Raw genomic sequence first — 12838 nt, 5'->3', positions numbered from 1 at the left:
CTGCCGCTGATGGCGGATTTGTTCGATAGCGTCGCCGAAGCCCAGCCGTCGCGCGAGGAGATCGCCGACGGCGCCGTGCTGTTGCGCGGCTTCGTCAAGCCGATCGAAAGCGAGTTGATCGAAGCCGTGCGCGCCATCGTGGCGCAGTCGCCGTTCCGCCGCATGACCACGCCCGGCGGTCATTTGATGTCGGTCGCCATGACCAATTGCGGCGAGCGCGGCTGGATCACCGATCATACCGGTTACCGCTATGATCCGATCGACCCGAAAACCGGTGCGCCATGGCCCGCCATGCCGTCCGTGCTGCGTGATCTCGCCGGCCGTGCGGCCGAGCAGGGCAGTTTCAAAGACTTCGCGCCCGATGCCTGCCTCGTCAACCGCTACGAGCCCGGCACGCGGCTGTCATTGCATCAGGACAAGGACGAGCTGGATTATTCGGCGCCGATCGTCTCGGTCTCGCTCGGCCTGCCCGCGACGTTCCTGTTCGGCGGCATGGCACGCAACGACAAGCCGCGTCGCTTCCGGCTCGTCCATGGCGATGTCGTAGTCTGGGGCGGACCGTCACGGCTTGCCTATCACGGCGTAGCGCCGCTCGCCGATGGCGAGCATGCGCTGCTCGGGCGCACGCGGGTCAATCTGACCTTCCGCAGGACGCGCTAGTCGATCTCCTCATCCTGAGGAGCGCGCCAGTTGGCGCGCGTCTCGAAGGATGAAGGCCGAGCTGCAGCAGCGGGGCCTTCATGGTTCGAGACGGCGCTCACGCGCCTCCTCACCATGAGGATCGTCATCACGGCTTCGGCGGGTGAATGAACGCCCACGGGCTGACTTCCGAATCCCGCGTCACTTCCACCGAGATCAGATACGGCCCGCCATGGGCCAGCGCCGTCTCCATCGCCGCCTTGAACTGGTCCGGCGCGGTGACGCGTGCAGCCGCGACGCCAAAGGACTCCGCGAGCTTGACGAAATCCGGATTGACCAGATCGGACGCCACCACGCGGCCGTCAAAACGTTCGCGCTGGTCGCGGCGGACATTGCCGTAGGCGTTGTTGTTGAACACCAGCGTCACCACGCCGATGTTGAACTGCACGGCGGTGGCGAGCTCCTGCACCCCGAACATGAAGCCGCCATCGCCGGTGATCGCCACCACCGGCTTGTCGGGATTGGCGACCTTGGCCCCGAGCGCGGTGGGGAAGCCCGAGCCGAGCGTGCCCTGATAGCCTGACGTGATGAAGGTGCGCGGTTCGTAGATCGGAAAACCGTACCAGGAGGCGAAACCGAACTGCGACAATTCATCGGTCACGATCGCGTTCGCCGGCAGCACCTCGCGCAGGATGTTGAGATAGGCCATCTGCGGCTGGATGCGCTGGATCTCGGCTTGGGCCGTCGCAGTCGCCTCGCGGATGTCTCCCCGCCGGCCGCTGGTCCTCGCATAGCCGGCCTTCTTCACGGCTGCGACGAGATCGGCCGTGCCGGCTTCGGCGTCGGCGACGATAGCGACATCGGAGGCGAGCCGGCGCATCTCGGCCGGATCGATATCGACACGAATGGATTTCAGCCCCTTCGGCTGATACGGCCAACGAAAGCCCGATGCCGGCAGCTCGGCGCGCGTACCGATTGCGATCATCACATCGGTTGTCGGCCACAGCTTGTAGGCCGCCGCCATGGTCAGGCCGAGCTCATGCGCATTGGAGACGATGCCGCGGCCGCTGCGGAAGGCGACGACAGGCGCGTCGATCATCTCGGCGAGTTCGAGAATCTCCTCGCGCGCTTCGATCGCGCCGCTGCCGACGAAGATCATCGGCGCCTTGCTGTTCCTGATCAGCGCGGCCGCCTGCTTGATCATATCAGGATCGGGCCGCGGCGCGGGCAAGGGATCCAGCACCTGTGCGGCGGCCGTGTCCGCGCGCTGGGTGAAGACGTCCCAGGGCATCTCGACCGAGGCGGGGCCGCGCCGTCCGGACGTCATCTCCTGGAAGGCGCGCGCAACCGTGGTTGGCGCGTTGCCGGGATATTCGATGCGGTCCGCCCATTTCACATAGGTGCGCAAGGTCGCGAGCTGGTCCGGCATCTCGTGCAGATGGCCGCGGCCCTTGCCGAGAAATTGCGTCGGCACCTGACCGGTGACGCACAGCACCGGCTCGTTGCAGCCGAAGGCGGTGAGCAGTGCCGCGCTGGCGTTGAGCACGCCGGGACCGGGCACCACGCTGAACACGCCGGGCCTGCCGCTGGAGCGCGCATAGCCGAATGCCATGTAGCCGCAGGCCTGCTCGTGCCGCGCGCCAATCACCTTGAGCTGCGCCTGGTGGAAGGCGTCGAACAGGCCGTAGACCTGCGCGCCGGGCAGTCCGAACACGGTGTCGACGCCGTGGGCGACAAGGCCGCTTACGATCGCTTCGCCGCCGGTGAGGGTGGTCATGGCACTATTCCATTTCAATCAATGTTCAGGCTTCGTCGACGACGCCGTTGCGTAAGGTTCCGATGCCCTCGGCCGCGACTTCGATAGCGTCACCAGGCTTTAGATAACGCGGCGGATCGAACCGTGCGCCGGCGCCGGTCGGCGTGCCCGTGACGATGATGTCGCCGGGAACGAGCGTTGCGAAGATCGAGATATAGCTGATGAGATAGCGGAACGGAAACATCAGCCTGCTGGTGCGGTCGTCCTGCCGCAGCTCGCCGTTGACATGCGTGGTGAGGCGGATGTCGGCGACCTGCGATTCCTGCGTGTAGGGCACCAGCCACGGGCCGAGGCTGCCGCTGGAATCGAAGTTCTTGCCCTGCGTGACATTGAACTTGGCATGGCGCAGCCAGTCTCGCACCGAGCCTTCGTTGCAGAGCGTCAGCGCGGCGATGTAGTCGAGCGCAGAACTTTCAGCAATGTGCCGGCCGGCCTTGCCGATCACCAGCACGATCTCGCCCTCATAGTCGAGCTGCGCGGAGGCGCGAGGGCGCACCAGCGGCGTGTCGTGGCCGACGAAGGAGCGCGGCGAGCGCATGAACATGCTCGGATATTTCGGCGCGTCCTGGCCGTCCTTGTACTCGGCATTGCGATCGGGATAGTTGACGCCGATGCAGATGATCTTTTCCGGCGCGGGCACCGGCGGCAGCCAGATGATGTCACCGAGCGCGTGATCGGGGGGGCGGCTGGCGGCCTCCTCGGCGAGGCTCGCGAGCTTTCCTGCGGCGATCACCTCGCGCAGCGTGGGATAGTCTTTGCCGTGGCGCGCCGAGAGATCGACGATGCCGCCGTCGACGACGGCGCCGTAGCGGATTGCACCCTTGACGGAATAGGTCGCGAGGCGAGGGAGTGTCATTGCTTAATCCGCCACCAGCACGTCGGCCACGAACTTCGGCTCACGCACGGCTTGCCCGGAGAACGGCGAGCCCTGCTCGAACCAGGAGCGCGGGGCGGGCGCGCCCCACAATGTCTGGCGGCGCGGATCGCGCAGCGACCAGCGCAGCGGCTCGTGGTCGTGATCGCCGGTGAAATAGTCGCTGGTGTAGAGCTCCAGACGGTGTCCATCGGGATCGCGAACATAAAGGAAGAACGCATTCGAGATGCCGTGGCGGCCGGGACCACGCTCGATGTTCTTCACGAAGCCTTGCGAGGCCATGACGTCGCAGAGGTGGATGATGTTCATCGCCGTCGGCGTCCAGTACGCGAAGTGGTGCAGCCGCGGGCCCTTGCCGTTGGTGATGGCGAAATCGTGGACATTGCCCTTGCGATGCATCCAGGCCGCGGCGATGCGCCCGTTCGGTCCGTCCTCCTCGGCGTATTCGGTGAGGCGAAAGCCGAGCCGGGCATAGAATTCGACAGTGTCCTGCACTTCGGCTGCGAACACGTTGAAATGGTCGAGCCGCTGCGGATGGCAACCCCTGTAGAGGTCGTAGCGGCGCAGCAGATGCGGCCGCCGGTCCATCGATGCATACAGCTCGATCTGGAAGCCGAAGGGATCGGTGAACTGCAGCGTCCGGCCCTGGAAGGGCTGATCGGCGAAGGCGTAGCCCAGGCCGTTCTCGGACAGGAACTTTGCGGCCTTGTCCAGATCCCCGTCATTGCCGACCTTGAAACCGAGCCGGTTGCAGGCAGGCGCCGCCGCCTTGCGCAACACCAGTGAGTGATGCTGATGTTCCTCAGCGGCGCGCAAATAGACGACCTTGTCGTCGGCGTCCTCGACATGCAGGCCGACAACGCTTTCATAGAACTCGCGGCTGAGCTTCAGATCGGTCACGTCCAGCACGGCGTGGCTGGAGCGGATGATGTTGAACGGCGGCTCGAAGATATGTTGCGGTACGGGCATTGCGTTTCCCCTCTCGGCCCTTGTCATTCCGGGGCGCGGAGCGCGAGCCCGGAATCCATTCTTCCACTAACTCTGCTGCGCGATGGATTCCGGGTTCGGCTCTTCGAGCCGCCCCGGAATGGCAGTTAAATTCCCAGCTTCTGAATCTTGTGCGTGCCCCGCGCCAGCGAGACGTGCTTGGTTTCCATGTAGAAGTCGAACGAATAGTCGCCGCCGTCGCGGCCGATGCCTGAAGCCTTCATGCCGCCGAACGGCGTCGGCAGATGGCGGACGTTTTCCGAGTTCAGCCAGATCATGCCGGCCTCCAGCGCATCCGCGACACGCAACGCGCGGCCGACATCGTTGGTCCAGACATAGCCGGTCAGGCCGTAGCGAATGTCGTTGGCGATATCGATCGCGTCTGCTTCGTCCTTGAAGGGCAGCACGGTGAGGAAGGGGCCGAACACCTCTTCCTGCGCCACGCGCATCTTGCCGTGTGCGCCGGTCACCAAAGTCGGCTCGACATAATGTCCGCCACCCGGGCCGTCATAGGCCTTGCCGCCCACGGCAATCGTCGCGCCGTCCTGGCGCGCGACATCGAAATAGGAGCAGACTTTTGCCAGGTGCCGCTCGTGGATCAGCGGCCCGATCTCGGTGGCGGGATCGAGGGGATGACCGACCTTCAGCGCCTTGACGCGCGCTGTCAGCTTCTCCACGAATTTCTCCGCGATGCCGGCTTGGATCAGCAGGCGGCTCGACGACGTGCAGCGCTCGCCGTTGAGCGAGTAGATCATGAACACGACGGCATCGAGCGCGCGGTCGAGATCCGCGTCGTCGAACACGATCACCGGGTTCTTGCCGCCGAGTTCGAAATGCACGCGCTTCAGGGTCGGCGCGCCCTGAATCATGATCGCGGATCCCGTCGAGCTTTCGCCGACGAAGCCGATCGCCTTGATGGCGGGATGCTCGGTCAGCGCCTTGCCGGCCTCTTCGCCAAAGCCGTGCACGGTGTTGAGCACGCCGTCGGGCACGCCGGCTTCCTTGACGAGCTTCGCGAGAATAGCCGCCGTGATCGGCGACCACTCCGCCGGCTTGTGCACGACGGTGCATCCCGCCGCGAGGGCAGGCGCGATCTTCCAGGTCGAGAGCATGAACGGCGTATTCCACGGCGTGATAACGCCGACCGGGCCGATCGGCACGCGGGTCGAGACGTTCCAATGCTCGTCGCTCGGCGTGTTCTGGCCGTCGCGCGCCTCGCCGCATCGATCGGCAAAGAAGCGGAAGTTCTCGGCGGCGCGGATCGCAGCCTTGGCCATGAAGCGATAGGCCTGGCCGGTGTCGATGCATTCGAGCACCGCGATGTCCTCGGCATTGTCCTCGATGGCGTCGGCGACGCGATGCAGCAGCTTCTTCCGCATCGCTGGGCCCATGTCGCGCCAGGATTTGAAGGCGAGGGCGGCAGCGGTGGCGGCGCGATCGACGTCCTCGGCATTGCCGCGGGCGACGCTCGCGAGCGTGGCGCCGTCGACCGGCGATTTCGTCTCGAAGGTCTCGCCCGAGATTGACGGCACGATCTTGCCGTCGATCATGTGGCCGATGCCGTCTGCACGCAGCCTCTTCAGCAGCGGCGCGACGCGGTCGCGGTTGGCCTGGAACACATCGGTTTTCGGCGTGGGCTTATCCATGGGCGGCCTCCGCTTTCAGGGCGTCGTGGATGTTGTTGCGCTTCCAGCTCGTGTCCTTGTCGTTGATCTGCATGTCGAACGAGAGCGCGAATTTCGAGCTTGCGAAGACGGGATCGAGATGGCGGGAGAGCGCCTGGAAGATTTGCTCGCCGGCTTTCTTGCGGGTGGCAAGTTCACGGCCTTCGCCGATGCGCAGCACCATGTCGAGAAAGCCGTAGTCCTGCCGCGCGTCCGCAATCGCATAATGCTCGCATCTGACGGCGCGGACGCGGATGCCCCCGAGCGGGAAGATGCCGGTCTCGACCGCCGCCTTGCGCACCACCTCGCACGCCGCGCCGATGTCGAGGCGGTCGTCGAGATTGGCCGAATATTCGATCGTGAAATGCGGCATCGCGGTTTCACTCCCTGTTTTTTTGTTCGTCTAGGCGAAGTAGCAGCTCACCGAGCCGTAGGCGCCATAATCGGCTTGAATTGTGTCGCCCTTGCGGGTCTCGATCGGACGGATGAAGGAGCCGGCCAGCACGATTTGTCCGGGCTCGAGCGCAAGGCCAAGCGGCGCGATCTTGTTGGCGAGCCAGGCAACAGCCGTTGCGGGATGATTGAGCACGCCGGCGGCAAGGCCAGTCTCTTCGAGCTGGCCATTCTTGAAACAGAGCGCGCCGATCCAGCGCAAATCGGCATCCAGCGGGCGGATCGGCCGTCCGCCGAGCACGATGCCGGCGTTCGCCGCGTTGTCGGCGATGGTGTCGAAGATCTTTCGCGTCGCCTTGGTCCGGGGATCGACGCGCTCGATCCGCGTGTCCAGAATCTCCAGCGCCGGCACCACGAAGTCGGTGGCGTTGAGCACGTCGAATAGCGTGCAGTCGGGGCCCGCGAGGCGCTTGCTCATGACGAAGGCGAGCTCGGCTTCCACGCGCGTCGCGATGAAGCGCTCCGTCGGGACGAGGCCACCATCGGCAAAGAACATGTCGTCGAGCAACACGCCGGAATCCGGCTCGTTGATCCCAAGCGCGCTCTGCATCGCCTTCGAGGTCAGGCCGATCTTGTGTCCCCTGACGATGCGCCTCTCGGCGATCTTGATATCGACCCAAGCCTTCTGAATCGCGTCAGCGATGCTGATGTCGGGGAAGTCCTGCGAGAGCTGCCGGATCTGCGTACGGGTCTTCTCCGCCTGGTGCAGACGGTTCGCGCAAGCTCGGATATCGTCGTTTGAAAGCGCCATGTGTAATCTTACAGATCGTAGTGCCGGAAGATACTTAACATGTTAAGTGAATGCGTCAAACACAATTTGGCTTGCTGCACTGCAAACGTTTCGCGGCTTGAAAGGGCGTCATGACGAAGAGACCGGCTGATCCCGCGAACGGAAGCGAGCCCGCCGTGCGGCAGGTGCCGATGCGCGACTTCTCGCGCTCGCTGCCGATGTCGTTGCTGCGGGCACGCGAAGCGGTGATGCGGCAATTCCGTCCCTCGTTGCGTGAGCATGGCCTGACCGAGCAGCAATGGCGTATTCTGCGCGCGCTCGCGGCAATCGACACGGTCGAGGTCACGGAACTCGCGCGCACGGCGTTCCTGCTCGGACCGAGCCTGTCGCGCATCCTGCGCGATCTGGAGGCGCGCAGCCTGATCGAGCGCAAGACCGCGAAGGCGGACCAGCGCCGCAGCATGGTTTCGATCTCGGAAAAAGGCGTGAAGCTGATGGCCTCGGTGGCGCCGTCCTCCGAAGCGATCTATGCGGAGATCACGCGACGCTTCGGCGCACGCAAGCTCGTCGAGTTGCAGGAGATGCTCGGCGAACTCGAACAGAGTCTCGCAGGGCTCGGCGCAAGCGAGGAGGCAAGTGCCGAGGAGTGAAAGCAGATATGCGCAAGCGCGTAGCGACAGCAATGGACATTGACGCGCTTTTTCGCTCAAAGTGCCGCCCAAGCCGATAGCTCGAAAATCGGCGCGCCGGAACGGATAGCGCCGTCTTTGCCAAGTGAAACCTTGCGTCATCGCGAGCGTAGCGCGGCAGTCGGGTTCGCGCTAATAACGGCATCGTGCTGTCGCGGCGCTCGTCATGGTGACGAAGGTCCAAAACAAAGAAGGAAGGCAACGTGGCGAACAAGGTCAAGGAAATCTGGAAGTCGGGCAAGGCCGTAGTCAACGCGTGGCTCGCGATTCCCTCCGGCTTCTCGGCCGAGATGATCGCGCAATGCGGCTTCGACAGCGTCACCGTCGACATGCAGCACGGCGTGCAGGATTATCTCTCGATGGTGCAGTGCTTCCAGGCGATGGACAAGCACCCGATCACGCCGATGGTCCGCGTGCCCTGGAACGAGCCCGGCATCATCGGCAAGGTGCTCGATGGCGGCGCCTATGGCGTGATCTGCCCGATGGTCAACACGCCGCAGGAAGCCAGGAACCTCGTCTCCTATTCCAAGTACCCGCCGAAGGGCGTGCGCTCCAACGGACCGATTCGCGCCGGCATGTACGGCACCGCGGGCTCCTACCAGAAGACGGCCAACGACGACATCGTGCTGCTGCCGATGATGGAGACCAGGACCGCGGTCGAGAACATGGAAGCGATCTTCGACGTCGAAGGCATCGACGGCGTCTATATCGGCCCGTCCGACCTCGGCTTCTCCTACGGCCTCGAACCGAAGCTCGATCGCACCGAGCCCGAAATCCTCGCGATCTACGAGAAGATCGTCAAGGAGTGCGGCAAGCGCGGCCTCAACCCCGGCATCCATTGCAGCGGCGCCGAAGGTGCCGCGCGCGCCGTCAACATGGGCTTCAAGCTGGTGACGCTGTCGAACGAGGTCGGTCTGATGACGACCTACGCCAAGATGCAGGTCAACGCCACCCGGAAGGATTCCGGCGGCAAGGCCTGATCTCTCTCTGTGTCCCGGACGCGGTGCGGCGCGTAGCGCCGCTCCGCAGAGCCGGGACCCAGAAGCCAGTGAAGCACATTACGTAAACAACTGGGGCCCCGGCTCAGCAGCGCACCGTTTCACGCTGCGCTGCGTCCGGGGCATGATAGTTTCGATACTGGAGACATCCCATGACCATCAGCCCCGTCATTCGCCTGCATCCCGATGATGGCGTGCTGATCGCGCGCGCAAGCCTGCCGCCGGGAACATCGGTGGCCGACGGCGTGACCACGGTCGAGCGCATTCCTTCCGGCCACAAGGTCGCGATCAAGCCGATCGCAGTCGGCGAGCCGGTGATACGTTATGGCCAGATCATCGGGTTTGCGACGGTGCCGATCGCGCCGGGCCAGCACGTGCACGTGCAGAATTGCGGCATGGGCGATTTTGCCAAGGACTATGCCTATTGCGCCGACGTCAAGCCGACGCCGAATTTCGATCTGCCGGCGAGCTTCGAAGGCATCCGCCGTCCGGACGGCCGCGTCGCCACGCGCAACTATATCGGCATCCTCACATCGGTGAATTGCAGCGCGCATGTCGCAAGCCTCGTCGCCGACGTGTTCAAGAAAAATCCGTTCACCGGCGACAATCCGCTGGCCGACTTCCCGAATGTCGACGGCGTGGTCGCGCTGACCCACAAGACCGGCTGCGGCATGACGCAGAACGAGCCGCTAGCTCTGCTCCGCCGTACGCTCGGCGGCTATGCGCGGCACGTGAACTTCTCCCACGTCATCGTGCTCGGCCTCGGCTGCGAGGTGAACCAGATCGGCGGCCTGATGGAAGAGCAGAAGCTCGCCGGCCGTCTGCGAGCGATGGACATCCAGGAGGTCGGCGGCACCCGCAAGACGGTGGAGGCGGGCATCGCGTTCGTGCGCGAGGCGCTCGCGGAGTCCAACAAGGTCAAGCGCGAATCCGTACCGGTGAGCGAATTGACCGTGGCGCTGCAATGCGGCGGATCGGATGGCTATTCCGGTGTCTCCGCCAACCCGGCGCTCGGTGCGGCCAGCGATCTCATCGTGCGTCACGGCGGCACCGTGATCCTGTCGGAGACGCCGGAGACCTATGGCGCCGAGCATCTGCTGACGCGCCGCGCCGTCAGCCGCGAGGTCGGCGAGAAGCTGGTCGATCTCATGCGCTGGTGGGACGAATACACGACGCGCGAAGGCGCCGAGATGAACGCCAATCCGAGCCCGGGCAACAAGGCCGGCGGTCTCACCACCATTTTGGAGAAGTCGCTCGGCGCGATGGCGAAGGCCGGCACCACCAACCTCGTCGAAGTGCTGCGCTACGCCGAACCCATTACCAAGAAGGGTTTCGTCTTCATGGACACGCCCGGCTACGATCCCGTTGCCGCGACCGGGCAGGTCGCCGGCGGCGCCAATCTGGTCTGCTTCACCACGGGCCGCGGCAGCGTGTTCGGCTGCAAGCCGGCGCCCTCGATCAAGCTCGCCACCAACACGCCCATGTACAAGCGCATGGAAGAGGACATGGACGTCAATTGCGGCACCATCCTCGAAGGCGAGGAGAGCGTCCAGCAGTGCGGCCAGCGCATTTTCGATCTCATCCTCAAGACCGCGTCCGGACAGCCGACCAAGAGCGAGAGTTTTGATTTCGGCGGCGCCGAGTTCGCGCCATGGGTGCTGGGCGCGACGATGTAACCTCGTTGTTGCGCGCCGGCGGTAGCCCGACACTACAAGCGATGCTCCTAAGTAATGATACGGAGCCGTCAAGTGATCACGGGGGTTCCCGCGGTCACACCTGATTAACATCTTCTGCCGTAATCCCTGGGAGGATGCGAGCTCCACTCATTTGGAGCGTTCGCCCTTCGTGAGGATTCGTCAACGATGACGCGTGCGATACGGCCGACCGGCGTGGAAAATCTCCTCGGAGAGGAGGAGCTGATCGTGTCGAAGACCGACCTCAAGGGCCGCATCACCTACGCCAACGATGTCTTCATCCGTATGGCGCAGTACTCCTGGAAGGAGCTGATGGGCGCCCCCCACAGCCTGATCCGCCACCCTGAGATGCCACGCTCCGTCTTCAAGCTGCTGTGGGACACGCTTCAGTCCAGGCAGGAGATCTTCGCCTACGTCGTCAACCTCGCCAAGGACGGCAGCCATTACTGGGTGTTCGCCCACGTCACGCCGACATTCGACGAGCGTGGCAATATCGTCGGCTATCACTCCAACCGTCGCAGGCCCGATCCTGCGCAGATCGAGCGTATCAAGCCGATCTACAAGACGCTGTGCGCGGAAGAGGCGCGGCATGCCAATGCCAAGGACGGCATGCATGCGAGCTTCGAGGCGATGGTCGGGCTGCTCAAGCAACAGGGTGTCGGTTACGATGAATTTGTGCTCTCTCTCTAAAGCGCAGGGAGCGACCGCGCTCGCATCCGTTCTTGCCGTCGTCGCGTTCGTGCTCTCGCTCGCCGGTACGACCGGAGTTTCCGGCGCGGCGTTGCTTGGCGTTACGGTCGTGCTGCTCGTCTATGCCGTCTGGTGCCAGCACCGCACGGCGGTGGCCGTCGACGAGGTGGCAGACGTGTGCCGCAAGGCCGCAGGTGGCGACCTCGAGGCGCGCATCCTCAGCATCCGCCAGGCCGGACGGATCGGCGCCATTCAGAAGTCGGTCAACGACATGCTCGACATCACCGATGCCTATTTGCGGGAAGCTTCGGCGTCGATGGACTATGCAAGCCGCGGTAAATATTTCCGCAAGATCCTCGCGCGCGGATTACCCGGCTCGTTTCGCCGTTCAGCCACCGTCATCAATTCCGGCACCGACAGCCTCGGCCGTCGCGTGGTCGAGATCGCGGACCTCGCAAAGCAGTTCGGCACCCATCTCGACCAGGTCGCCGGCACTCTGATGGGCGCGGCAACCGATCTCGAATCCGACGCCGGCCAGATGGCGGCGGCGGCCGAGAAGACCAGCCGACAGACGTCCGGCGTGCTCAGTGCGTCCGACCAGGCCTCGCGCAACGTCGCCACCGTCGCCAGCGCCGCAGAGCAGCTCGCATCATCGATCGCCGAGATCAGCCGGCAGGTGGCCGGTTCGACCACGAGCACGGGGCGGGCGGTGAACGAAGCCAATCGTGCCGGCAGCGAGATTCGCATGCTTGCGGATGCAGCGATGCGGATTGGCGACGTGGTCAAGCTGATCAGCGAGATCGCCGAGCAGACCAATCTCTTGGCGCTCAACGCCACCATCGAGGCCGCGCGGGCAGGCGAGGCCGGCCGCGGCTTCGCCGTGGTCGCATCCGAGGTCAAGAGCCTCGCCAACCAGACCGCGAAGGCGACCGAGGAGATCAGCGCCAAAGTCGGCGAGATGCAGCAATCGACCACCAATTCGGTCGCCGCCGTCGAGGCAATCGCGCAGACCATCACCGAGATCAACGGCATCACCGCCTCGATCGCGGCCTCGATCGAGCAGCAGGGTCTCGCCACCCGTGAGATCGCCCGCAACGTCCAGGAAGCCTCGGCCGGTACCTCGCAAATGTCCTCCAACGTCACCGGCATCGGCGAAGCCGCCGCCGACACCGGCCGTGTGGCGAGCCGCGTCAACAGCGCCTCCGAACGCGTCCATGGCGAGGTCGAGACGCTCCGGCGCGAGGTGACGCAATTCCTGCAACGGCTGACGTCAGCGGCGTAGGGCCTTCGATGCAGATGCACTCTGCTAACCCTCTCCGCTTGTGGGAGAGGGTGGCTCGCCGCTCAGCAGGGAGACGGGCGAGGGGTCTCTCTCCGCGCGCACCTCTCACGCCGGAATTCGCGGAGACGTACCCCTCATCCGGCGCTTCGCGCCACCTTCTCCCACAAGGGGCCTGTTGCGTAATCCGTCAATTGTGATTCTCTAAGGCAAAGCCTTGGAGGAATGATGATGGCGGTGAAGCAGACGGGGCAGCCGAGTTTTATTGAGGCTTGGCTCCCGAAGGGAGCAGGTGCCAATGCAGCGCTGGATCGGCTGTCGGGGT

At 64.4% G+C, this 12838-nt stretch carries 12 protein-coding genes; 6 read left to right on the top strand and 6 right to left on the bottom strand.

Features of this window, described 5'->3' with window-relative positions; translation table 11 throughout:
* Window positions 1-6: 6 nt before the first annotated feature.
* Window positions 7-660 carry a DNA oxidative demethylase AlkB gene (gene alkB / locus ABIB90_RS33410; protein WP_198288297.1) on the top strand — a complete coding sequence of 218 codons (654 nt, stop codon included), beginning with the start codon at window positions 7-9 and terminating at the stop codon, window positions 658-660.
* A 127-nt stretch (window positions 661-787) separates the two neighbouring features.
* Here alkB and ABIB90_RS33405 read toward each other — a convergent pair whose 3' ends face one another.
* From ABIB90_RS33405 to hpaH, 6 genes are all read right to left on the bottom strand, one after another.
* Complete coding sequence (locus ABIB90_RS33405; RefSeq protein WP_354202204.1) at window positions 788-2416, bottom strand: thiamine pyrophosphate-dependent enzyme; 1629 nt, start codon at window positions 2414-2416, stop codon at window positions 788-790.
* Between the two features lie 25 nt (window positions 2417-2441).
* Window positions 2442-3311, bottom strand: a complete 870-nt coding sequence (locus tag ABIB90_RS33400; RefSeq protein WP_354202203.1) for a fumarylacetoacetate hydrolase family protein — start codon at window positions 3309-3311, stop codon at window positions 2442-2444.
* A 3-nt stretch (window positions 3312-3314) separates the two neighbouring features.
* Window positions 3315-4298, bottom strand: coding sequence for a 3,4-dihydroxyphenylacetate 2,3-dioxygenase (gene hpaD / locus ABIB90_RS33395; protein ID WP_354202202.1), 984 nt, complete (start codon window positions 4296-4298; stop codon window positions 3315-3317).
* A 125-nt stretch (window positions 4299-4423) separates the two neighbouring features.
* Entirely contained in the window at window positions 4424-5962 is a 1539-nt protein-coding gene (hpaE, locus tag ABIB90_RS33390; RefSeq protein ID WP_354202201.1) for a 5-carboxymethyl-2-hydroxymuconate semialdehyde dehydrogenase, read from the bottom strand.
* Window positions 5955-6353 carry a 5-carboxymethyl-2-hydroxymuconate Delta-isomerase gene (locus ABIB90_RS33385; RefSeq protein ID WP_354162823.1) on the bottom strand — a complete coding sequence of 133 codons (399 nt, stop codon included), beginning with the start codon at window positions 6351-6353 and terminating at the stop codon, window positions 5955-5957. The genes hpaE and ABIB90_RS33385 overlap by 8 nt, the downstream gene beginning before the upstream one ends.
* A 30-nt stretch (window positions 6354-6383) precedes the next feature.
* Window positions 6384-7184, bottom strand: a complete 801-nt coding sequence (gene hpaH, locus ABIB90_RS33380) for a 2-oxo-hept-4-ene-1,7-dioate hydratase (protein WP_354202200.1) — start codon at window positions 7182-7184, stop codon at window positions 6384-6386.
* Window positions 7185-7294: 110 nt separating this feature from the next.
* Here hpaH and hpaR point away from each other — a divergent pair, with 110 nt between their 5' ends.
* The 5 genes from hpaR (at window position 7295) to ABIB90_RS33355 (ending at window position 12516) form a co-directional block, all read left to right on the top strand.
* Window positions 7295-7813, top strand: coding sequence for a homoprotocatechuate degradation operon regulator HpaR (gene hpaR / locus ABIB90_RS33375; RefSeq protein WP_007593660.1), 519 nt, complete (start codon window positions 7295-7297; stop codon window positions 7811-7813).
* A 242-nt stretch (window positions 7814-8055) separates the two neighbouring features.
* Window positions 8056-8832: an HpcH/HpaI aldolase family protein gene (locus ABIB90_RS33370; protein ID WP_354202199.1), complete on the top strand. Its 777-nt coding sequence runs from the start codon at window positions 8056-8058 to the stop codon at window positions 8830-8832.
* Window positions 8833-9002: 170 nt separating this feature from the next.
* Window positions 9003-10526 (top strand): UxaA family hydrolase, encoded by a 1524-nt coding sequence (locus ABIB90_RS33365; RefSeq protein ID WP_354127661.1) that lies wholly within the window; start codon window positions 9003-9005, stop codon window positions 10524-10526.
* Between the two features lie 186 nt (window positions 10527-10712).
* Complete coding sequence (locus ABIB90_RS33360; RefSeq protein WP_354202198.1) at window positions 10713-11234, top strand: PAS domain-containing protein; 522 nt, start codon at window positions 10713-10715, stop codon at window positions 11232-11234.
* Complete coding sequence (locus ABIB90_RS33355) at window positions 11212-12516, top strand: methyl-accepting chemotaxis protein (RefSeq protein ID WP_354202197.1); 1305 nt, start codon at window positions 11212-11214, stop codon at window positions 12514-12516. Before ABIB90_RS33360 ends, ABIB90_RS33355 begins: the two co-directional genes overlap by 23 nt.
* Window positions 12517-12838: the final 322 nt, after the last annotated feature.

This window comes from Bradyrhizobium sp. JR4.1 (genome assembly GCF_040548605.1).
In the GTDB taxonomy this organism is placed as follows: domain Bacteria; phylum Pseudomonadota; class Alphaproteobacteria; order Rhizobiales; family Xanthobacteraceae; genus Bradyrhizobium; species Bradyrhizobium canariense.
Note: the sequence above shows the minus strand (reverse complement) of the source record. Positions and strands in the feature narration are given on the sequence as shown.

Excerpts from the sequence above, each read along its gene's own strand:
- ABIB90_RS33405 (WP_354202204.1), bottom strand. The coding sequence starts at position 2,416 with ATGACCACCCTCACCGGCGGCGAAGCGATCGTAAGCGGCCTTGTCGCC.
- ABIB90_RS33385 (WP_354162823.1), bottom strand. The coding sequence starts at position 6,353 with ATGCCGCATTTCACGATCGAATATTCGGCCAATCTCGACGACCGCCTC.
- ABIB90_RS33365 (WP_354127661.1), top strand. The coding sequence starts at position 9,003 with ATGACCATCAGCCCCGTCATTCGCCTGCATCCCGATGATGGCGTGCTG.
- hpaD (WP_354202202.1), bottom strand. The coding sequence starts at position 4,298 with ATGCCCGTACCGCAACATATCTTCGAGCCGCCGTTCAACATCATCCGC.
- hpaE (WP_354202201.1), bottom strand. The coding sequence starts at position 5,962 with ATGGATAAGCCCACGCCGAAAACCGATGTGTTCCAGGCCAACCGCGAC.
- hpaR (WP_007593660.1), top strand. The coding sequence starts at position 7,295 with ATGACGAAGAGACCGGCTGATCCCGCGAACGGAAGCGAGCCCGCCGTG.
- ABIB90_RS33360 (WP_354202198.1), top strand. The coding sequence starts at position 10,713 with ATGACGCGTGCGATACGGCCGACCGGCGTGGAAAATCTCCTCGGAGAG.
- hpaH (WP_354202200.1), bottom strand. The coding sequence starts at position 7,184 with ATGGCGCTTTCAAACGACGATATCCGAGCTTGCGCGAACCGTCTGCAC.
- ABIB90_RS33355 (WP_354202197.1), top strand. The coding sequence starts at position 11,212 with ATGAATTTGTGCTCTCTCTCTAAAGCGCAGGGAGCGACCGCGCTCGCA.
- ABIB90_RS33400 (WP_354202203.1), bottom strand. The coding sequence starts at position 3,311 with ATGACACTCCCTCGCCTCGCGACCTATTCCGTCAAGGGTGCAATCCGC.